General features: G+C 62.3%; 16 protein-coding genes, 2 pseudogenes and 1 other annotated feature. Of the genes and pseudogenes, 9 read left to right on the forward strand and 9 right to left on the reverse strand.

The genetic code is table 11. The features are described 5' to 3' along the window. Positions 1 to 20 precede the first annotated feature (20 nt). Complete coding sequence (locus HLH35_RS06185; protein ID WP_182978319.1) at positions 21 to 1,610, forward strand: flavin monoamine oxidase family protein; 1,590 nt, start codon at positions 21 to 23, stop codon at positions 1,608 to 1,610. Next, complete coding sequence (locus HLH35_RS06190) at positions 1,607 to 1,993, forward strand: c-type cytochrome (protein WP_182978320.1); 387 nt, start codon at positions 1,607 to 1,609, stop codon at positions 1,991 to 1,993. Before HLH35_RS06185 ends, HLH35_RS06190 begins: the two co-directional genes overlap by 4 nt. Before the next feature lie 46 nt (positions 1,994 to 2,039). On the opposite strand, the pseudogene HLH35_RS06195 reads toward HLH35_RS06190, so the two are convergent. After that, positions 2,040 to 2,950 (reverse strand): annotated as a pseudogene (locus HLH35_RS06195) (DDE-type integrase/transposase/recombinase). After that, positions 2,576 to 2,669, reverse strand: a sequence feature (AL1L pseudoknot). It overlaps the preceding pseudogene by 94 nt. Positions 2,951 to 3,349: 399 nt before the next feature. On the opposite strand from HLH35_RS06195, the gene HLH35_RS20290 reads away from it, so the two are divergent. The 3 genes from HLH35_RS20290 (at position 3,350) to HLH35_RS06210 (ending at position 5,226) form a co-directional block, all read left to right on the forward strand. Then, on the forward strand, positions 3,350 to 4,156 hold the full coding sequence (locus HLH35_RS20290; protein ID WP_182978321.1) for a phosphatase PAP2 family protein: 807 nt from the start codon (positions 3,350 to 3,352) through the stop codon (positions 4,154 to 4,156). Positions 4,157 to 4,242: 86 nt separating this feature from the next. Beyond that, positions 4,243 to 4,761: a helix-turn-helix domain-containing protein gene (locus HLH35_RS06205; RefSeq protein ID WP_182978322.1), complete on the forward strand. Its 519-nt coding sequence runs from the start codon at positions 4,243 to 4,245 to the stop codon at positions 4,759 to 4,761. Between the two features lie 165 nt (positions 4,762 to 4,926). Then, complete coding sequence (locus HLH35_RS06210) at positions 4,927 to 5,226, forward strand: hypothetical protein (protein ID WP_182978323.1); 300 nt, start codon at positions 4,927 to 4,929, stop codon at positions 5,224 to 5,226. Here HLH35_RS06210 and HLH35_RS20365 read toward each other — a convergent pair. Next, positions 5,208 to 5,456 (reverse strand): annotated as a pseudogene (locus HLH35_RS20365) (transposase domain-containing protein); the annotation flags it as partial. The gene HLH35_RS06210 and the pseudogene HLH35_RS20365 sit on opposite strands and share 19 nt — an antisense overlap. Beyond that, positions 5,363 to 5,944, reverse strand: coding sequence for a hypothetical protein (locus HLH35_RS06220; RefSeq protein WP_182978324.1), 582 nt, complete (start codon positions 5,942 to 5,944; stop codon positions 5,363 to 5,365). The gene HLH35_RS06220 and the pseudogene HLH35_RS20365, both read right to left, overlap by 94 nt. 544 nt (positions 5,945 to 6,488) lie before the next feature. Here HLH35_RS06220 and HLH35_RS20175 point away from each other — a divergent pair. Then, positions 6,489 to 6,614 (forward strand): hypothetical protein, encoded by a 126-nt coding sequence (locus tag HLH35_RS20175; protein WP_275944217.1) that lies wholly within the window; start codon positions 6,489 to 6,491, stop codon positions 6,612 to 6,614. A gap of 208 nt (positions 6,615 to 6,822) precedes the next feature. Here HLH35_RS20175 and HLH35_RS06225 read toward each other — a convergent pair whose 3' ends face one another. From HLH35_RS06225 to HLH35_RS06235, 3 genes are all read right to left on the reverse strand, one after another. Next, positions 6,823 to 8,016, reverse strand: a complete 1,194-nt coding sequence (locus tag HLH35_RS06225) for an MFS transporter (protein ID WP_182978325.1) — start codon at positions 8,014 to 8,016, stop codon at positions 6,823 to 6,825. 146 nt (positions 8,017 to 8,162) lie between these two features. Further along, complete coding sequence (locus HLH35_RS06230) at positions 8,163 to 8,483, reverse strand: DMT family transporter (RefSeq protein WP_182978326.1); 321 nt, start codon at positions 8,481 to 8,483, stop codon at positions 8,163 to 8,165. Between the two features lie 103 nt (positions 8,484 to 8,586). Beyond that, the gene (locus tag HLH35_RS06235) at positions 8,587 to 9,552 is read right to left on the reverse strand and encodes a LysR substrate-binding domain-containing protein (protein ID WP_246384889.1); all 966 of its coding nucleotides are present in this window, start codon (positions 9,550 to 9,552) and stop codon (positions 8,587 to 8,589) included. Between the two features lie 109 nt (positions 9,553 to 9,661). On the opposite strand from HLH35_RS06235, the gene hglS reads away from it, so the two are divergent. The 3 genes from hglS (at position 9,662) to amaB (ending at position 14,070) form a co-directional block, all read left to right on the forward strand. Beyond that, positions 9,662 to 11,044, forward strand: coding sequence for a 2-oxoadipate dioxygenase/decarboxylase HglS (gene hglS, locus HLH35_RS06240; RefSeq protein ID WP_338029304.1), 1,383 nt, complete (start codon positions 9,662 to 9,664; stop codon positions 11,042 to 11,044). 42 nt (positions 11,045 to 11,086) lie between these two features. Beyond that, entirely contained in the window at positions 11,087 to 12,382 is a 1,296-nt protein-coding gene (locus tag HLH35_RS06245) for an NAD(P)/FAD-dependent oxidoreductase (RefSeq protein ID WP_182978327.1), read from the forward strand. A 167-nt stretch (positions 12,383 to 12,549) separates the two neighbouring features. Next, positions 12,550 to 14,070 (forward strand): L-piperidine-6-carboxylate dehydrogenase, encoded by a 1,521-nt coding sequence (gene amaB / locus HLH35_RS06250; protein WP_182978328.1) that lies wholly within the window; start codon positions 12,550 to 12,552, stop codon positions 14,068 to 14,070. Between the two features lie 137 nt (positions 14,071 to 14,207). Here the strand turns inward: amaB and HLH35_RS06255 are convergent, their stop codons facing one another. From HLH35_RS06255 to HLH35_RS06265, 3 genes are all read right to left on the reverse strand, one after another. Beyond that, positions 14,208 to 14,654, reverse strand: a complete 447-nt coding sequence (locus HLH35_RS06255) for a ribosomal maturation YjgA family protein (RefSeq protein ID WP_182978329.1) — start codon at positions 14,652 to 14,654, stop codon at positions 14,208 to 14,210. A 16-nt stretch (positions 14,655 to 14,670) separates the two neighbouring features. Continuing rightward, complete coding sequence (locus HLH35_RS06260) at positions 14,671 to 15,531, reverse strand: DUF817 domain-containing protein (protein WP_220790566.1); 861 nt, start codon at positions 15,529 to 15,531, stop codon at positions 14,671 to 14,673. 133 nt (positions 15,532 to 15,664) lie between these two features. Beyond that, positions 15,665 to 18,085 carry a hypothetical protein gene (locus HLH35_RS06265; RefSeq protein WP_182978330.1) on the reverse strand — a complete coding sequence of 807 codons (2,421 nt, stop codon included), beginning with the start codon at positions 18,083 to 18,085 and terminating at the stop codon, positions 15,665 to 15,667. Between the last annotated feature and the right edge of the window lie 379 nt (positions 18,086 to 18,464).

An 18,464-nucleotide genomic window follows, 5' to 3' on the forward strand; every position in this document is an offset into this window, starting at 1 on the left:
GGCAGGAGAGACACGACAGGATGACGACGGGCCAGACTGCTTTCACGCGGCGGGACATGCTGCGGGCCATTGGCCTGATCGCGGGTGCGGGGGCGATGTACCAGGCCATGACGGCGCTGGGTCACGCGGCGGAATCGCAATTTACCGGCGCGCCCGACCTGTCCGGGGCGCCCCGGGGTGCGAAGGTGGTGGTGCTGGGTGCCGGCCTGGCGGGATTGCTGGCGGCGTATGAGCTGGAACGGGCCGGCTACGAAGTGCAGGTGCTGGAATACCAGAACCGTCCGGGCGGGCGGAACTGGACCCTGCGTGGGGGCGACACCTATACCGAGCTGGGCGGTGCGACGCAGACGGTCCGGTTTGCGCCGGGGAATTACCTCAATCCCGGTCCGTGGCGGATTTCGCACCATCATCGTGCCATCCTGCATTATTGCCGGGCCTTCAATGTGCGGCTGGAGCCGTTCATTCAGTTCAACAACAATGCGTTCGTCCATTCCACGCATGCGTTCGGCGGCAGGCCGCAGCGCTACCGGGACGTGGCGGCGGATTTCCATGGCAATGTGGCGTCGCTTCTGGCCACGGCGGTCAATACCGGCGGGCTCGACCACGCCGTGACGCAGGACGATCGCGAACGGCTGCTGGAGGCCTTGAAAGGGTGGGGGACGCTCGATGATTCTCTCACCTATCGCAAGGGGCTGCATGTGTCGGGGCAGCGCAGCTATGCCCGGCCGCCGGGGGCCGGGGCCGATGGCGCGCCGCTGCCGTCGGACCTGCTGCCGTTTCATGACGTGCTGGACCCGGTGGTGTGGAAGAGCATGAAGTTCTTCACCAGCTATGACATGCAGCCGACCATGTTCCAGCCCGTCGGGGGGATGGACATGATCGGCAAGGCCTTCGCCAGCCGCCTGCCGCACCAGATCACCCTGAATGCCAAGGTGACGGGTATTGCGCAGGACGAAAAGGGCGTGACGGTCCGCTGGGCCGACACGCGGTCGGCGGAAATGCATGAAACGAAGGCGGATTGGTGCGTGTGCACGCTTCCGCTCACTATTCTCTCGCAGATCGATATTCAGGTGTCGGCCGCCAAGAAGGCCGCGATCAGCGCCGTGCCGTATGCATCGCACGCGAAGGTCGGGCTGGAATTCCGCCGGCGGTTCTGGGAGGAGGATGAGGCGATCTATGGCGGCATCAGCTTCACGGATCAGGAAATTGCTTTGGTGTCCTACCCCAATGACAATTTCCATGCCGCGGGCCCGGCGGTTCTGTTGGGGGCGTTTGCCCTGGGGCGCGGGGGATATGATCTGGCGGGGATGACGCCGGAAGAGCGGATCGAGGCTGCGCTGAAACAGGGCGAGAAAATCCATCCGCAATATCGGAAGGAATTCCTGAGCGGTGCCTCCGTGGCGTGGAGCCGCGTGCCGTGGATGCTGGGGTGCCGCGCGCGCTGGAGCGAGGCCGACCGGGCCGCGCATTACCAGAATCTGGTGTCCATGGAAGGAAGAATCGTGTTGGCCGGTGATCATGCCTCTTACATGGCAGGCTGGCAGGAGGGGGCTTTGCTGTCATCGCTCGATGCTATCCGGCAACTTCATCATCGTGCGACGGCCGTATGAGGCGGCTGGTTCAGGCCCTGCTGCTGGCCTGCGCCTGGGGCGCGGCCGGCCCGGCGCGGGCGCAGGCGCCGTCGGCCGACGGGAGCGAGATCTACCGGCAGATCTGCCAGGCGTGCCACATGAAGGGCGGAACGGGGGCGATCGGGGCGGGCAAGGTGCCGGCGCTGGCGCATAATGCCCGCCTGGCGGTGGCGGCCTATCCGGCGACCATCGTGGCGCAGGGGCATGGCGGCATGCCGTGGTTTTCCGACATTCTCTCGCCCGCACAGATCGCCTCCGTGGTGAATTACGTGCGGACCCATTTCGGCAATCATTATCAGGATGCGCTCGACGCCCAGACGGTGGAAGCGATGCTGGGGCCGAGGAAAGTCGACGACCACTAAGCTGGATTGAAGCGTCCCGGGTTTCCCGGAGGCTATTTGGTTTGAGTCACGCAGCCATATCGATGTTCTCAGGGGCTGCATAGTAGTTGGCTTCGGCCTCGGCGGGTGGGATATGGCCGATGGGACCGAAGAGGCGGTGGTTGTTGAACCAATCGACCCAGCGCAACGTTGCCATTTCCACGGCCGACACACCCGGCCAAGAGGGCTGCCGCCAGATGACCTCAGCCTTGTGGAGGCCGTTGATGGTCTCAGCCAATGCGTTGTCGTACGAATCCCCGACGCTGCCGACCGAGGGTACCAGATTGGCCTCGGCCAAGCGTTGGGTGTAATTCATGGCGAGGTATTGAACGCCCCTGTCACTATGGTGGATCAGACCATCCTCGGGGCCGGGCCTACGCGCATGGATTGCTTGCTCCAGGGCGTCCAACACGAACCCGGCGGTGGCGCTGGTGCTGACCTTCCAGCCCACGATGCGCCGGGCATACGGGCGGCATGTTCATGATAGGAGGACGGAGCAATCGCCAGTTCGCGGCAGATCGGCTCGATACCCAAGTCCTCGCGATGGGCGAAGCAGCCAAGGTTCCACCTGCGTTAGCAGGGGGAATGCTGCGGAGGGGTCTATGAACGCCATCATCATTTCCCGTGGCGGTCGAGCTCCGCCATCGCAAAATACGCCGATGCCTTGCGCAGGATCTCGTTGGCGTGCCGTAACTCCTTGACCTCGCGCTCAAGCTCCTTGAGCCGAACGCGCTCGTCACCAGCTTGCCCCGCCGGCCCCGCCCGCCGTCTCGCCTCATCGCGGCACCAGCGGCGCAAAGTTTCCGCCGTGCAGCCAATCTTCGAGGCAATCGACGTCATCGCCGCCCACTCCGAGCCGTAATCGGCGCGATGCTCCCCAACCATACGGACCGCACGCTCCCGCACCTCAGGTGAAAATCTCTGGCTCATCGTATTCATCATAGCTCCTTCTCATAGATAGGAGCCTCCGGGAAACCCGGGACGCTTCAGAATCCATGAATGCAGACAGCGCCTAAAACACGAGTGTGTGTATCCCCGGCGCTACTACTTGACAAAACATTACAAATCGGTGCGATAAATCTCGAATTGTTTCTATAACGTCGACGCTTCCAGGTGATACGAGGCCGTAACCAGCCTCGGCACGTGAAAGCCGCCGACCTCAACCTCACGCAGCTAACGTGAGATCAAATTGAGTCGCCTCATCGAAGACGTCGTATTCGTCAACGGCACCGCAACACCCGATGCCAACTCACAACGCACCGCCTAATCACGTCGCGTCATCCAATTTCTAGGAAAACTCTCTTCAGGATGGGTTAAGATGCTATGAGGATAATACCCGTGAATAGCGTGAAATTTATGAATGCAAACAAACTGTTTGTAACAAATAACGTAAAAGAAATTTCGTTTACAGTATTTGTGTCGATGTTATTAATATCGGTATTTCATTTTAATATATTGGATTATAAAATTTCGAGATATATGAATTACGTCGGTGAAAATAGGGATATTATTGATACTATCGTAGGTATAATTACTGGACTAAATGCCTTTTCAAATATATTGATGATGTCTATCGTTGTCTTTGCGTGGTTTTATTCAGACACGGGCGCGAAAAAAAATAGTGTCTTTATAGGGGCGTTAACTTCATTCGGAGCGGGGGTGATTAGCCGCATATTGCAGTTTAACCTGCCGATGCATGTCAGACCCCTCTATGATCCGGCGCTGAATTTCCGACTTCCAAGCGGTGTTGGATCTGGTACTCTTAGCCATTGGTCATCGTTCCCGAGCGATCATGCTACGATATTTTTTGGTTTTGCCTGTACTATTAATGCTGTCAATCCTGTTGCCGGAGTTTTGGCCTATATACTTGCATTTATTTTCGATTTCGGTCGTATCTATCTTGGTTATCATTTCCTGAGTGATGTCATTGGAGGGGCAGCTCTAGGCATATTTTGCGTCACATTGACTAGGCCGCTCTGTGTCAATAAAAAAGTAAATTCGTTTTTCTTATGGTGCATGTCACACAAACCATATTTTTTTGCTGTTTCATTCTATTTTTCCATTTGCATAGCGACGATGTTTGATGATTACAGGGCAGCAATACTCAAGATTCTTCATATGTTCCATGTTCATATTCCATCCTAGTGTCCTGATCGAGAAGTTTAGGTGATTATCCTGATGGCGGGGGTAATCGAACGGGACGTGCGGCGGTTGCGATCGAACTGACGGCATTGGAGCGTCAGGAACTGGAATTTCTGGTACGGGCGCGCAAGACGGGACAGGCGCTTGCGCGGCGGGCATGGATTGTCCTTGCTGCCGCCGATGGGGAGGAGAACAAGACGATCCGTGACCTGACGGGCGCGTACATCAACACGGTTGGCAAATGGCGCCGGCAGTTTGCGATAGACCGTCTGGACGGGCTTTACGATGAACCGCGGCCCGAGACGCCGCGCGATGCTATGCATTGGTCGCTGCGCTCGATGGCGCGGGCCGTGGGGTATGCACCGTCCACGATCCATCGCATCTGGAAAGTGTTCGGGCTACAGCCGCACCGGACAGAGACCTTCAAACTGTCGAGCGATCCCGTCTTCGTGGAGAAGGTCCGCGACATCGTTGGCTTGTATATGGCACCGCCCGAACATGCGCGGGTGCTGTGCGTTGATGAGAAGAGCCAGATCCAGGCGCTGGATCGCAGCCAGCCCATGCTGCCTATACGGCGCGGCAAAGTCGTGCGGCGGACCCATGACTAACCCGCCATGGCACGACGTCGCTGTTCGCGGCTCCCGACATTGCCGCTGGCACTGTCATCGGAAAATGCTATCCGAAGCACCGGTCCACGGAATTCCGTAAATTTCCCGTCCAGATCGAGACCAGTGTGCCGACTGATCTCGATATCCATCTGGTGATGGATAACTATGGTAACCAGCCGATCAAGACCCTCCCTGAGTTTTATCGAAAGGCTCTTCGACACCGAGAGCGACATTGCTTTTGTGGATGAGGATCAGTTCCCGGAGATTTTCGATACCAAATTCGGTAGAAGCGAAGACATGCTCGTTCTCCTCGGTGGAATTGATGACATGGAGGCAGCCATCCTCCGGCTCCATGCCGATGCTAATGTCATGCAGGAAATCTTCATCCTCGCCGAACTGAGTGGCGATGCAGGCGGCAGTATAGACAAAATGGATTGCCGCCACGATCAAGCGGCTTGTTTTTGAGGCGCAGCCATGGGCGGCCAATTCCAGGGCAGCAGTTCGTGGAGGCGGTTGACCTTGCGGTCGTTGATGCGGGCGAGGACGTCGGCGAGATAATCGTGCGGGTTGAGGCCGGACAGTTTGGCGCTTTCGATAAGGGTCATGGCGTCGGCAATGTTGTCTCCGCCCGCGTCGGAACCGGTACCACCATGATTTCGATTTCGGGCTTGCCGCTGCCGCTGAGCTGGATGATGGCGCGCCCGGCCGGCAGCGGGAAATCGACCATCTTGCCGATTCCGCTACAGGCCGGCCCGCGCTCGTGGTGGGTGGAGCCCACGGCGGCGCCGTCGCGCACCAGGTCGAGCCACGCGCGGGCATTGAGCATGACCCGGTAGGTGCCTGCCTTCGGGGCGTCGAAGGCGACCATTCCGCCGGAACTGACCGAGCCGCCGGGCTCGTCGGGGCGGAGGGCGTAGCTGACATCCGGCGTTGGCCGCAGGGCCACCAGCACCGCCTGCCCTGGCGGGAGGACGGCATGGTCGAGCGCGGACACGGTGCCGGCGGCCGCGAGGTGGGACGGAGATGCCCATCCGCGCAGATCGTCGGGCAGGGCCGGCTTGTCCGGCGTGCAGGCCGCTGGCGGCGCCGGCGGCGGGTCGTCCGCCCGTGCGGGGGCCGAGAGGGGGAGGCCGAGCAGCAGGACGGCCAGAGACGGGATGACGAATGGTTTCGCGGTTGCCATGATGCCTTTCCGCATTCCTGTATCGCTTTGGGTCCGTAGCCGAATTCTATACGGACACCGCCGAAACTCGAAATGAAAGCCTGCCGGCCGCCCTGGGCGCGGGCGGCGCTGCACGGATTCGGAAGGACTCCGGTGGCGATCGGCCGCCTGTATGGAGTCAAGCGTGAATCGTCATCGCGCTGTGAATTGTTTGGGCCGATGGCGCGATGCGACAGTACGGTGGAATCACGGAGATTCGGTGTTGCTGCTCTTGACGGCGCGTAAATGGCGGAAGACCGGGGGTTTTTCGATGAGGGCCGATGCGGCGCCTCGGGCGATTATCCACAGATTCCGGGGGTACCCTTCTGGATAACTCTGTGGATTGCTTGTCCGGAAACAGGCGTGATCGCGACGAATCCCGCTTTTCTTGGTTTGTTCCGGCGTGGCGGGTGGTGCCGGAGGGCTTCCGCGGTTTTTTTTCCGGTCGGCTGTGAATGATTTGCAGCCTGGGGCAGTCATAAAATTGACATGGAATCAAGACCCTTTTCAGGGGATGGATGCAATCATGCTGGAAACGGCGGAAAACAGCCATTTTCGCGATGATGTTCCGTCGTGGAGCGGCGAGGATTATCCACAGATTCCGGGGATACCCCTCTGGATAACTCTGTGGGTGGATGAAGCTGAGGCTTGAATCCGAGGGACCTTGCCCTGTTCTTCCCGGTTTGTTCCCGCACCCGTGTGTTCGGGCCGGTTGGGGGGGGAGGCGCTGCAAAAAAGAGGCCGGGCCCGAAGGCCCGGCCGAGGGGTTTTTTTTGCACAGCGGGTCGCTCTTATCCGATTGTCGGAAGCGATGAGTATGAAATAATTGTTACATCGTGATGAATCGGGGCCGCCCGTTTTCAGTCCTGTTCGGCGGGGGGAAGACTGTGCGGGAAGGCGGCGGGGCTGAAGAAGCCCAGCAGGATGCCGCCGAAGGCCACCGCGATGGCCAGCGGGGTGAGGACGCCGAAGCCGGCATGGGTCAGCACCTGGCCGCCGGCTGCCGACCCGAGCAGGATGCCCACGTTGCTGGCGGCATTGATCGCGGCCCCGGCCACGTCGGGGCGGGTGGCGCGGGCGCGGATGGCCCCGGACATGACGAAGGGGATGATGGCCGAATAGCCGATGCACCATAGCCCCACGGCGCCCACCGCCGCCCAGCCGGACAGGATGTGCCCATACATCAGCCCCATGCCGATCAGCATGGCCAGGCCGCCGCCCAGCAGGCCGGCGCCGGGATTGCGGTCGACAAACTGGCCGGCCCCCCACAGGCCGAGGATGCTGACGCCGCCCGTGAGCAGCAGGGCGATGCTGAGGGTGCCCGCCGTCAGCCCATGGTCGAGCAGCAGCGGCGCGACATAGGTGTAGAGCAGGTTGTGCGCGAAGAAGAACACGGCATCGACCGCCACCACGATCAGGAAGATCCGCATCACCCTGCGGGAGGCCATGCCGGGCAGGCTGTTGCGCACATTGGCGGGCGAGGAGACCGGCGGCAGGAAAAACGCGATGCACAGGGTGAGCACGACTGCCAGCGCGGTCATGACGAACATCGCGACCCGCCAGCTTGCCAGATGCCCGATTGCCGCCGCGCCCGGTACGCCCAGGATGGCGCCCAGCGAAGTGCCCCCATAGACGAAGGAAATGGCCCGGCCGGTCATGCTCTGCGGTACCAGCCGCGCCGCATAGGCGGACGTGATCGACATCAGCAGCGCATGCGCCAGCCCGCCGATCAGCCGGCCCATGCACAGGAGCGGAAAGGTGGGGGCCACCGCCACCACCAGATTGGACAGCACGTAGCCCGACAGCGAGATGAGCATCAGCCGTTTGCGATCGATATGCGCGGTCATGATCGTGAGCGGGACCGCGCCGAGTGCCACCATCAGGGCGAAGGCGCTGACGGCCAGCCCCGCGTGGCCTTCCGGAATGTGGAAAGTCTGCGCCATCTCTATCAGGATGCCGACGGGGGCGACCTCACTGGTCAGTGCCGTGAAGGTACAGGCAAACAATGCCCAGAGACCGATGACGGCGCTGGTCGGCAGGGTTTTGAAAAGCATGGGGACCTGTTGCGAATACCGAAATTGGACGCCGATTCTTCGAAAACCCTTCTGGCATTCCCTGCATCGGAACGGAATAGACAGTTTTCGAGGGGCTGGAACCCGGCCGGCGGCTACGAGGCTGGCAGGAGGCGAGCAACCGTCCCTTACCCGCCGCTCGACAGTTTCATCAGCACCAGGCCGCTCGTGATCAGGAGGGCGGCCAGGATGCGCAGGGGGCTGGCGGCTTCGCCGAGAAACAGGATGCCGACCAGAAAGGCCCCGATCGCCCCGATGCCAGTCCAGACCGTATAGGCGGTCCCGAGCGGCAGATGTTTCATCGATAGCGAAAGCAGGGCGAAGCTGGCGATCATCCCGGCGATGGTTATCGCGGAGGGGATGAAGCGTGTGAAACCCTGGGATTCCTTCATCGCGAAGGCCCAGACGACTTCCAGCAATCCAGCGATCGTAAGCATCAGCCACGACATGGCGGTCTCCATTCAGAGCCGCCGGGCCGTCCCGGACCTGAAAACCCGCAACAGGGGCGAGGACGTGGCCTCGCGATTGATATAGGACATGATGGGGGCCGGATCAATCGGCCCGTCCCTCCCGCGAGGCCGTCTTCAGCAGCCAGGCGCGGAAGGTCTGGAAAGGGCCGTAGCTGCCGTGGTTCGGGGGGGAGGCCAGGTAGTAGGCGCCCTCGCTGCGCAGCGTTCCGCCCGGCAGTTCGACCAGGCGGCCGCTCTTCAGCAGGTCTGATACCAGAAAACGCGGCAGCAGGGCGACGCCGGCCCCGGCTGCGGCGGCCTGTGCGATGAAGGTGAACTGGTCGCACAGCATGCCGTGGACCTTTAGCGCCTCCACCCCCTGGGCGGCGAACCATCGTTCCCACGCATCGGGGCGGGAGACCAGGTGCAGCAATGGGGCGCCGAGCAGGTCGGCCGGGGTGCGGAAGGCGTGGCGGGCCTGCAGGGTGGGGCTGCAGGCCGCGACGATCTGTTCCGACATCAGGAAATCCATGTCCGCGCCCGTCCATTCGGCCGCGCCGAAATGGATGGCGGCATGGAGCGTGTCGCCCGAGAAATCGAAGGGCAGGGGGCGGGACATCAGGTTGATCGTGATGTCGGGATGGGCGCGCATGAAATCCGGCAGGCGGGGGGCCAGCCACTGGCTGCCGAAGGTGGGCAGCACGCCCAGATTGACGGCGCCGCCGGTGGGATTGGCGCGAAAGCCCAGGGTGGCGGTGGCGATATGGCGCAGGGCCTCGCGGACCTCGCGCGCATAGGCCTCGCCCGCCAGGGTCAGGCGCACCGTCTGGCGGTCGCGGACGAACAGGTCGGCGCCCAGTTGCTGTTCCAGCGCGCGGATGTGCCGGCTGATCGCGCTCTGGGTCAGGTGCAGTTCCCGCGCGGCAGCGGTGAAGCTCTCCAGCCGGGCCGCGGCCTCGAACGAATGCAGGAGCAGGGTGGGAGGCAGGAAACGTCGCGGGGTCGCCATGTCAGCCCGTGGATGCGAAGGGGAAGTGACGCGCGGGGTGGGGTCATTCCAGATCCGCATGATGTCAGTTTCCTTTATCGTTTGAAAGGCGGGCCGCCGTCGCGAATGATATGGAATCGGAATAACAGGCCGGCCGCGCCAGGGGCGCCCGACAGGGTGGGGACGTGTGGTGGACAAGACCGGGATGATCGGCGCGGACGCGATCCGGGCCCGTTTCGCGCGGGCGATGTCGGAGATGTATCGCCAGGAGGTGCCCCAGTATGGTGCCCTGACGGAACTGGTCGCGCGGGTGAATGCGCGGGTCCTGCAGGACGACCCGGCCCTGAAGGCCCGGCTGGAGGCGATCGGCGCGCTGGCGCGGCTGGATGTGGAACGGCATGGTGCGATCCGGCTGGGCACGGCGGCGGAACTGGCGACCATGCGCCGGCTGTTCGCCGTGATGGGCATGGCGCCGGTCGGGTATTACGATCTGTCGGTTGCGGGCATTCCGGTGCATTCCACCGCCTTCCGGCCGGTCGATGAGGCGGCGCTGGGGCGCAATCCGTTCCGGGTCTTTACCTCGCTGCTGCGGCTGGACCTGATCGCGGACGTGGCCCTGCGCGCCGAGGCCGAGCGCATTCTGGCGGCGCGGCGGATCTTCACGCCCGGCGTGCTGGCGCTGATCGGGCAGTGGGAGGGTGAGGGCGGGCTTGGGGACGCGGAGGCGGACCTGTTTGTTCGCGAGGCGCTGGAGACGTTCCGCTGGCATCGCGAGGCAACGGTCAGTGCCGCCACCTATCGCCGCCTGCATGACGCGCATCGGCTGATTGCGGATGTGGTGTGCTTCAAGGGGCCGCATATCAATCATCTGACGCCGCGCACGCTGGATATCGATGCGGCGCAGGCCGAGATGCCGCTCTACGGCATGCGGGCCAAGGAGGTGATCGAGGGGCCGCCCCGCCGGGCCTGCCCGATCCTGCTGCGCCAGACCAGTTTCGCGGCGCTGGAGGAGCCGATCCTCTTTCTTGGGGAAGGCAGTGCGGGCGAGGACGGGTGCCATACCGCCCGGTTCGGCGAGATCGAGCAGCGTGGCATGGCGCTGACCCCGAAAGGGCGGGCGCTGTATGACCGGCTGCTGCGCGTGGCGCGTGACGACGGGCCGGAGGATGTGCCGTACGGGGCGCGGCTTGAAGCGGCCTTTGCGCGGTTTCCTGATACCGAGGACGAATTGCGCGGGCAGGAGTTGGCCTATTTCCGCTACGACCTGACGGATGGCGCGTCGCTGCCGCCCGGCCTGTCGGCCGAGGCGCCGATCGGGGATCTGGTGCGGTTGGGTGTGGTTGTGGCCACGCCGATGACCTACGAGGATTTTCTGCCGGTGAGCGCGGCCGGGATCTTTCGCTCCAATCTGGGTGGTTTGGGTGGGGCGGATTATGCCGCCAGCGCCGACCGTACGGGGTTCGAGGCCGCCCTGGGGGCCGAGGTGCTGGATGAGTGCGCGCTGTACGCGGCGCTTCAGGACCGATCTGTTGCCGATGTCCGGCGATGCCTGCGTGATGCGGCTGCCGCGTGATTGAAGGCCGGTGAGGCCACCCGGGAGGAAAAGAGCACGGCGATGAGAAACGATCCGCGCAGCCATGGATTGTGGGAACTGTCTGCCCCACCCGCGCCCGCCACCATGGCGCTGGCCGGGGATATCGATGCCGATGTGGTGATTGTCGGTGCGGGTTATACCGGCCTGTCGGCCGCGCTGCATCTGGCCGCGGCCGGGGGGTCGGTGGTGGTGCTGGAGGCGGTGGAGATCGGGTTCGGCGGGTCCGGGCGGAATGTCGGGCTGGTCAATGCCGGATTGTGGGTCATGCCGAAGGATGTGATCGATGGGCTGGGGCCGGTTCATGGGCCGCGCATCCTCCGGTTGCTGGGCGATGCGCCGTCAATGGTGTTCGATCTGGTCGGGCGGCATGGCATTGCCTGTGAGGCCGAGCATAATGGCACGCTGCATTGCGGGGTCGGCCGGGCGGGGCTGGCCAGCCTGAAGGAGCGCGAGCGCCAGTGGCGGCGCCTGGGCGCGCCGGTCCGGCTGCTGGACCCGGGTGAGACGCGAGAGAAGGTGGGCAGTGGCGTGTATGCCGGGGCGTTGCTGGATGCGCGGGCCGGCACCATTCAGCCGCTGGCCTATGCGCGCGGGTTGGCGGGGGCGGCGCTGGCGGCGGGGGCGCGGATTCACACGGCGAGCCCGGTTGTCTCCGCCCGGCAGGAGGGCGGCCGTTGGCGGTTGTGGACCGAGGCGGGCAGCGTGCGTGCGGCGAAGGTGATCGTGGCGACCAATGCCTATACGACCGTGCATGCCGGCGCGTTGTGGCCCGAGATCCGGGCGGAGCTGATTCATCTGCCTTATTTCAACATTGCCACCGTGAAGCTGGATGCGGCGCAATTGGGCTCTGTCCTGCCGCAGAAGCAGGGGGCGTGGGACACGAAGGAGGTGCTGACCTCTTTCCGGCTCGATCGGGCGGGGCGGCTGGTGATTGGCAGCGTGGGGGCGTTGCGGGGGGCGGGCCTGTCCGTGCACCGGCAATGGGCGGCGCGGGCATTGGCACGGATCTATCCCCAGTTGGCGGGTATCGGGTTCGAGAGCGAATGGTTCGGCAGCATCGGCATGACGGTCGACGATCTGCCCCGCCTGCACCGGCTGGCGGAGAATGTCGTGTCCATCAGTGGTTATAATGGGCGGGGTATTGCGCCCGGCACGGTATTTGGCCGCGTGCTGGCCGATTTCGTGCGCGGTGTGGTATCCGAGGCCGAATTGCCGTTGCCGGTGAGCGATGTGGTGCCGGCACGTGCCCGGCGGGTGCGGGAGGCGGTGTATGAGTATGGCTCGGCCGCCGCGCATCTGGTCGGTGCAAGGTTGTAGGAAGGATTCTTCTTTTTCTGAAGAAAAAGAAGCAAAAAGACTTTTATCCGTTTTGGGTCATCGCGTGTTCCCAGCACAAAATTCCTGAACGAATCAAAAGTTTTTTGGTTCTTTTTTTTCAAAAAAGAACAGAAAACCAGACGATGAAGCGAGAAAGCAGAGAGACGATGACAAACCTGATAGCTTCCGAAGTGCATGACCTGCTGGTGCGCCTGGGCGTGCCGGCCGCGCGGTTTACGGGTGGCACGCTGGCCGTGCGCTCGCCGGTGACTGGCGAGGAGATTGCGCGGGTGGTCGAGAGCGCGCCGGAAGATGCGCGCCGTACGATCGGCGCGGCGGCGGAGGCCTTCACGGCGTGGCGCCGGGTGCCCGCGCCGCGCCGGGGTGAGCTGGTGCGCCTGCTGGGCGAGGAACTGCGCGCCAGCAAGGAGGCGCTGGGCCGGCTGGTGACGCTGGAGGTGGGCAAGGTCGTGTCCGAGGGCCTGGGCGAGGTCCAGGAGATGATCGATATCTGCGATTTCGCGGTGGGGCTGTCGCGCCAGTTGTACGGCCTGACGATCCAGTCGGAGCGGCCCGATCACCGGCTGACGGAGCAGTGGCATCCGGCGGGTGTGGTTGGCGTGATCTCGGCGTTCAATTTCCCGGTGGCGGTGTGGTCGTGGAATGCGGCGCTGGCTTTCGTCTGTGGCGACCCGGTGGTGTGGAAGCCGTCGGAGAAGACGCCGTTGACCGCGCTGGCGGTGCAGGCGCTGTTCGACCGGGCGGTGGCGCGATTTGGCGATGACGCGCCGGCGAATCTCGGCACGCTGCTGATCGGCGGGCGGGAGATTGGTGAGCTGCTGGTGGACGATGCGCGGGTGCCAGTGGTTTCGGCGACGGGTTCGACGCGCATGGGACGCATTGTCGGCGAGCGTGTGGCGCGGCGCTTTGGCAAGTCGATCCTGGAACTGGGCGGGAACAATGCCTCGATCGTCACACCTTCGGCCGATCTGGAACTGACGCTGCGTGCCGTGGCCTTCGGCGCGATGGGCACCGCCGGGCAGCGCTGCACCACGCTGCGCCGGTTGATCGTGCATGAAGATGTTTATGACGCGCTGGTGCCGCGTCTGGCGCAGGTTTATCAGCGGATTTCGGTTGGCAGCCCGATCGATAGTGACGCGCTGGTGGGGCCGCTGATCGACGGGGCGTCGTTCGAGGCGATGCAGGCCAGCCTGAGCGATGCCAAGGCCCATGGCGGCATTGTGCATGGTGGCGAGCGGGTCGACGTGAACGGGGACGGGTCGTTCTATGCCCGCCCAGCGCTGGTGGAAATGCCGGGGCAGGTGGGGCCGGTGCGTGAGGAAACCTTTGCGCCGATCCTGTATGTTCTGAAATACAGCGCGCTGGATGAGGCGATTGCGTTGCAGAACGATGTGCCGCAGGGGTTGTCCTCCTCCATCTTCGGCAACGATCTGCGCGAGATCGAGCTGTTCCTGTCGGGCGCGGGTTCGGATTGCGGGATTGCGAACGTCAATATGGGGCCGTCCGGTGCGGAAATCGGTGGGGCCTTTGGCGGAGAGAAGGAGACCGGTGGTGGCCGGGAATCCGGATCGGACGCGTGGCGGGCCTATATGCGGCGGCAGACGAATGCGATCAATTATGGCCGCACCCTGCCGCTGGCGCAGGGGGTGACGTTCGATATCGGTTGATGGGTGGGTCGGGGCGGAGGGCCCCGACCTTTCAAAACGCTTCGTTATCGTTGGTTTGCGGGAAGCTGTTTTTCAGACCGAGGGGCGGGCTCTGCCCGCGCCCGGCAGGGCATGATGCCCTGCACCCCGGTTTTTGACTATCGTCGGTGACATCGGCCATCGTGCCGGGGGGCATCCGTCCGCGCACGGATGTGGTCATGGCGTGAGGCGAGGAAGGCCGTGCTGGCAATCGCCAGGGCGTAGACGGCGAGGTCGGCCACCGCAAAATGATGCCCCAGGAGAAAGCTGCCCAGCGGGCCGGAGCGGACATGATCCAGGGCCGGCGCGTGGAGGCGTTTCAGACATTCGGTGAGGGTGGCCAGCACGATGGCGGCGCAGGCCGTCCGGAGCGGGTACCGGCCATTGGACGGGATGGCCACTGCGCACCAGATCATCATGCCCCAGAGCCATGAACCACCCCATTTGGTGACGGGAAACGGGAGGCCGAGCGGTGCCTTTCGCAGAATCACGCCTGCCGCGATGGTCGCGCTCATCAGCAGGACGAGCCGCGTGGATGACAGGCCGGGCCGTGGTGGATGGGGCATCGTCGGGAGTCCGTTGTCACGTCGTCGACTGACTGTTCGAGCGGGAGAGGCGGTTCGGCCGGATGGCGATCGTTGTGGTGACGAACGCCACGTAGAGGAGCAGATACCAGGAGCCGATCTTGCCATACCGCACCATGTGCCCTGCATGCTGTTTCGAATAGAGCCATGTGCCGGTAAAGGTCCCGATGTTCTCGGCAATCCACAGCGCCAGGCTGGACAGGAATGCGGCACAGGGAAGGGGCATCCACCAGCGCCGGGTGGAGACCCGGAAGGAGATCCGGGTGCGGCCGAAAACCAGGACCGTGGCGAGGAAAAGCAGCCAGCGCATGTCCGGCAGGGCGTGGTGGGTAAAGAAATTGAGGTAGATCGCAGCAGACAGGCCGAGTGTTGCCGGGAAGGGCGGATAGGGCGTGAAGCGCATGTCGAAAATTCTGATGACGCGAACCATGTAGCTCCCGACCGCCGCATACATGAAGCCTGAGAACAGGGGGACGTGCATGATCTTGAACACGCCCGGCTCGGGATAGGTCCAGGCGGCGACGCTGACCTTGAACCATTCCATCATCGTCCCCGTGACATGGAACAGGAGGATGATCTGGGCTTCCTTCCATGTTTCGAGCCGGAAGGTGAGAAACACGATCTGCGTCAGGACCGCGAACAGAAACAGCGCATCGTAACGGCAGACTGGCCAGGAGGGGGACCAGACCCATTTCGTGACCAGAATGGCCAGCAGGAGCAGGCCGCCGAACAGGCAGGCCCATCCCTGTTTGAGGACGAAGAGGCCGAGTTCGAGGAGGCCGGACGAGAGATGCGACCGGCCCCAGTTGCCCATGCGACGTTCGAGCGCGCGCGTATCGAGGCGTGGGGAGCGTGGCATCGGTATCCGGCGGGAGTAGGGAGAGGGCCCCCTTCTTCTATGACCGTATTCCTTCCGACGGAAGTCGTCCTGGCCGTCTGTCCGCGCGGCGGTCTCACGATCCGGATATCAGGGCCCCGATCGTTTCAATATGTCAGGACAGCAGGACGGAGGAGGCCCCGGCATTGTGTATGTCGATGCCGGTCATTCCATAGAGGGTGACGTGACCGCTTTGTCCGGTTACGAAAATATCGGTATTTCCCTGGGATGTTGAAACCTTGATGTCCGCGATATTGCCGATGCCGGTCAGGGTGACGGTTTCCCTGCCGGGATTGAAGCCATAGAGCCCCAGATGGCCTATTTTGGACATGTCCGCGTCGAGTGTCGTGATTCCGGTTTCGGTTCCGAAATACGCATCCAGGTCGCCGCCCCAATCATGGATGGTCGCACCCTCCAGCCCGCCATTGAAGGTTGTGTGGCCGCCCTGAACGGCCAGCATGATATGATTGCCGGAAACGCTCTGCGAGGCGTTGACGACAAAATCCTTCACGCCGGTATAGATATTCTGCTGCGTGGCGCCGCCATCGACGGTCGCCGTCGTGCCCTCATTATCCGCAGCGCTCATCGACGCCACGATCGTCTGGACCCCGGAGAATGTGTCCGACGCCTTGACGAGCAGGTTCACGGAATCCGCGAACAGCGTTTCGTTGTCGTTTCCGCCCGTGATGGTATCCGTGATACCCTGGGAATGGAACGCCACCAGATCGAAGACGCCCTCGTCGCCCGTGACGTCGATCTGCCCGCCATCGGTGACGAGAAGATCGGCGGCCGATGCATTGTGGCTTCCGTTTACGGTTGTCACGCCCCCGGTCGCCCAGACGGTGGTCTTCTGAAGGTTGAGGTTGACCGTATTGTTGCCGCCTTGGATACCGAGATAGGCCTGGGGGGCGTTATTGCTGAAGGGGGAGAACATCGAGGGCCCGCCGGTATCGGTCCCGGCATTGAAGATCAGAGTCTGATCGCCGTTCCAGACCTGCTGGACACCACCGCCATCGACCGTCAGCGTATGATCCGTCGGACCGTTGGGATCGGACACGATCACTTCGACGGCGCGAGCGGTATTGCTGACCGTCATGTCGTTGTTATTGGTAAAGACGAGCAGATTCGCGTTGGACGATGCGCTGTCGATCGTGCCGTGGCCGGCCGAGACATGCAGGCTGTTGGTGCCCGACAGCAGAAGATTGAAATCGGCATTCGCATTGTCGATGATCGAGTCGGCACCGGATAGCGTTCCGTCAATCGTCGATGTGCCGGAATTTTCGATGGCGATAGTGGAGAACATGCCGGAAAGTGTCACGCCGCCGGCGCCGTCGACTGAAAGGGCGTACCCGTTGCCGATCACCGCATCGGTAATATTTGCATTCGCATGCAGGGCGACCTGTGCCGATGTCGAGGATTCGATCGTATCGTCGGCGTTGCTGGAAACATCGACAGACGATGCGGTGCTGGTGAGGGTGAGGGCTACCCCGCTTCCTGCCTGTGTCACTACCTGGGTTGCGGACGTGACGACGGATGGTGTCGGAGAAATTGCCGTGGCCTGTCCCGAGATCGTGACGATGTTCTGCGGATTCGTGTCATAGGAGCGGGAGAGCGTGTCGTCATAAGACACGTTGGGGTCACTGACATCGAACGAGATGGCGCCCCCTGACGGCTGCGTCCCGGCGACGGATTCCGGCCCGATGAACATGCCGGAAAGAGACCAGTTCGCGAGATTTTCGAGTGCGGCGCTGTTCTTGTCAGTAGCCTGGCCGACCATCGAGGCGATCATCTGGTCGATGGCGGCATTCAGATCGATCGTGACAGTGTGCAGGGGGCCGCTATCGGTGACGGCCGGAAGGTAGGCGACGGGATTATCCGCGCCGGCGTTTCCGCTTACGTTGAACATGCCGGTCCAGGTGCCGGTCGTGCTGTCGTAGCTGAGGGTGGAATAGGGCTGTGGCTGTCCGCGCGTGTCGGTTATCGGGACCTGTAGAAAGATCCCGAATGTCGGAAGCGACGGATCATAATGTGCGCTGTTGGTCGCGTTGAAGGTCACCGTGAAATCGTTGCCCACATAGCCGACCCCGTCCAGTGGAGCGACGGAGGATACTCTCTCATCGGCCGAGAAGGTCATTGATTTATCGAAAGTATAGGCCGGCTGCGTCGCGGGTGCGGCTGTTTGCAGAAATACGTCGCGTACATTGCCGCCGGCCGCACTCAGCCGATACGTATACTGGCCAGGCGTTCCATAGACGACGAGACCCGATGACGCACCGGATGAATCCCCCGCGTGCCACGAATAGTCGGCCGCCCCCAACAGGCTGTCATCGTCCTGGGATGCGCCGACAACGGGAGATGAGGGGTCGAATATTTCAGAGGCCGGTGTGCCCCATTGGGTCAGGCTCCAATCTGTATTGTCGGCACCGGAGACCAACGGAAGCTGCGATTGATATTGCTCTGCGCCGTCAAGAACCGTTCCGGTATTGAATAATATTTTCGGGCTGGCGCTGACATCGTCAAAAATTCGAATGGACATGGGGCGGTTTCGTCAAATCTCGGGATTGGAAATATTGGCGCCGCGACATTATCGTCCCGCCCGAGACAAAAAAGTTAACGTTCGTTTAATTTATGTCCAATTCAAGAAAAGATGAAATATTCATGGAGGGGTATCTTGACCGGTCTGGCGGAGGTGTGTTTAGGGTTTGGGTTTTTTATTTTAATGAAATATTAATACGTGGATTAATATCAAGATAATGAACTTTGTTCTTAATATTGTTTTCCACGAATGGCAATAATGAAACCATGTTTGATTTCGTATCGTTCCTCCCCTCGTTGGCGGGGGCGGTTGGGGCATTGCTGGTGTTGGCTGGGAGGTCAAGGAGCGGGTGGCTGGCGCCTCGGATAATAAAAGTTTC

The sequence above is a fragment of the Gluconacetobacter asukensis genome (assembly GCF_014174375.1).
Lineage (GTDB): Bacteria > Pseudomonadota > Alphaproteobacteria > Acetobacterales > Acetobacteraceae > Gluconacetobacter > Gluconacetobacter asukensis.

Coding starts and splice junctions, on each gene's coding strand:
- HLH35_RS06185 (WP_182978319.1), top strand. CDS start 21: ATGACGACGGGCCAGACTGCTTTCACGCGGCGGGACATGCTGCGGGCC.
- HLH35_RS06190 (WP_182978320.1), top strand. CDS start 1,607: ATGAGGCGGCTGGTTCAGGCCCTGCTGCTGGCCTGCGCCTGGGGCGCG.
- HLH35_RS06210 (WP_182978323.1), top strand. CDS start 4,927: ATGGTAACCAGCCGATCAAGACCCTCCCTGAGTTTTATCGAAAGGCTC.
- HLH35_RS06220 (WP_182978324.1), bottom strand. CDS start 5,944: ATGGCAACCGCGAAACCATTCGTCATCCCGTCTCTGGCCGTCCTGCTG.
- HLH35_RS20175 (WP_275944217.1), top strand. CDS start 6,489: ATGCTGGAAACGGCGGAAAACAGCCATTTTCGCGATGATGTTCCGTCG.
- HLH35_RS06225 (WP_182978325.1), bottom strand. CDS start 8,016: ATGCTTTTCAAAACCCTGCCGACCAGCGCCGTCATCGGTCTCTGGGCA.
- HLH35_RS06230 (WP_182978326.1), bottom strand. CDS start 8,483: ATGTCGTGGCTGATGCTTACGATCGCTGGATTGCTGGAAGTCGTCTGG.
- HLH35_RS06235 (WP_246384889.1), bottom strand. CDS start 9,552: ATGCGGATCTGGAATGACCCCACCCCGCGCGTCACTTCCCCTTCGCAT.
- HLH35_RS06245 (WP_182978327.1), top strand. CDS start 11,087: ATGAGAAACGATCCGCGCAGCCATGGATTGTGGGAACTGTCTGCCCCA.
- amaB (WP_182978328.1), top strand. CDS start 12,550: ATGACAAACCTGATAGCTTCCGAAGTGCATGACCTGCTGGTGCGCCTG.
- HLH35_RS06255 (WP_182978329.1), bottom strand. CDS start 14,654: ATGCCCCATCCACCACGGCCCGGCCTGTCATCCACGCGGCTCGTCCTG.
- HLH35_RS06260 (WP_220790566.1), bottom strand. CDS start 15,531: ATGCCACGCTCCCCACGCCTCGATACGCGCGCGCTCGAACGTCGCATG.
- HLH35_RS06265 (WP_182978330.1), bottom strand. CDS start 18,085: ATGTCCATTCGAATTTTTGACGATGTCAGCGCCAGCCCGAAAATATTA.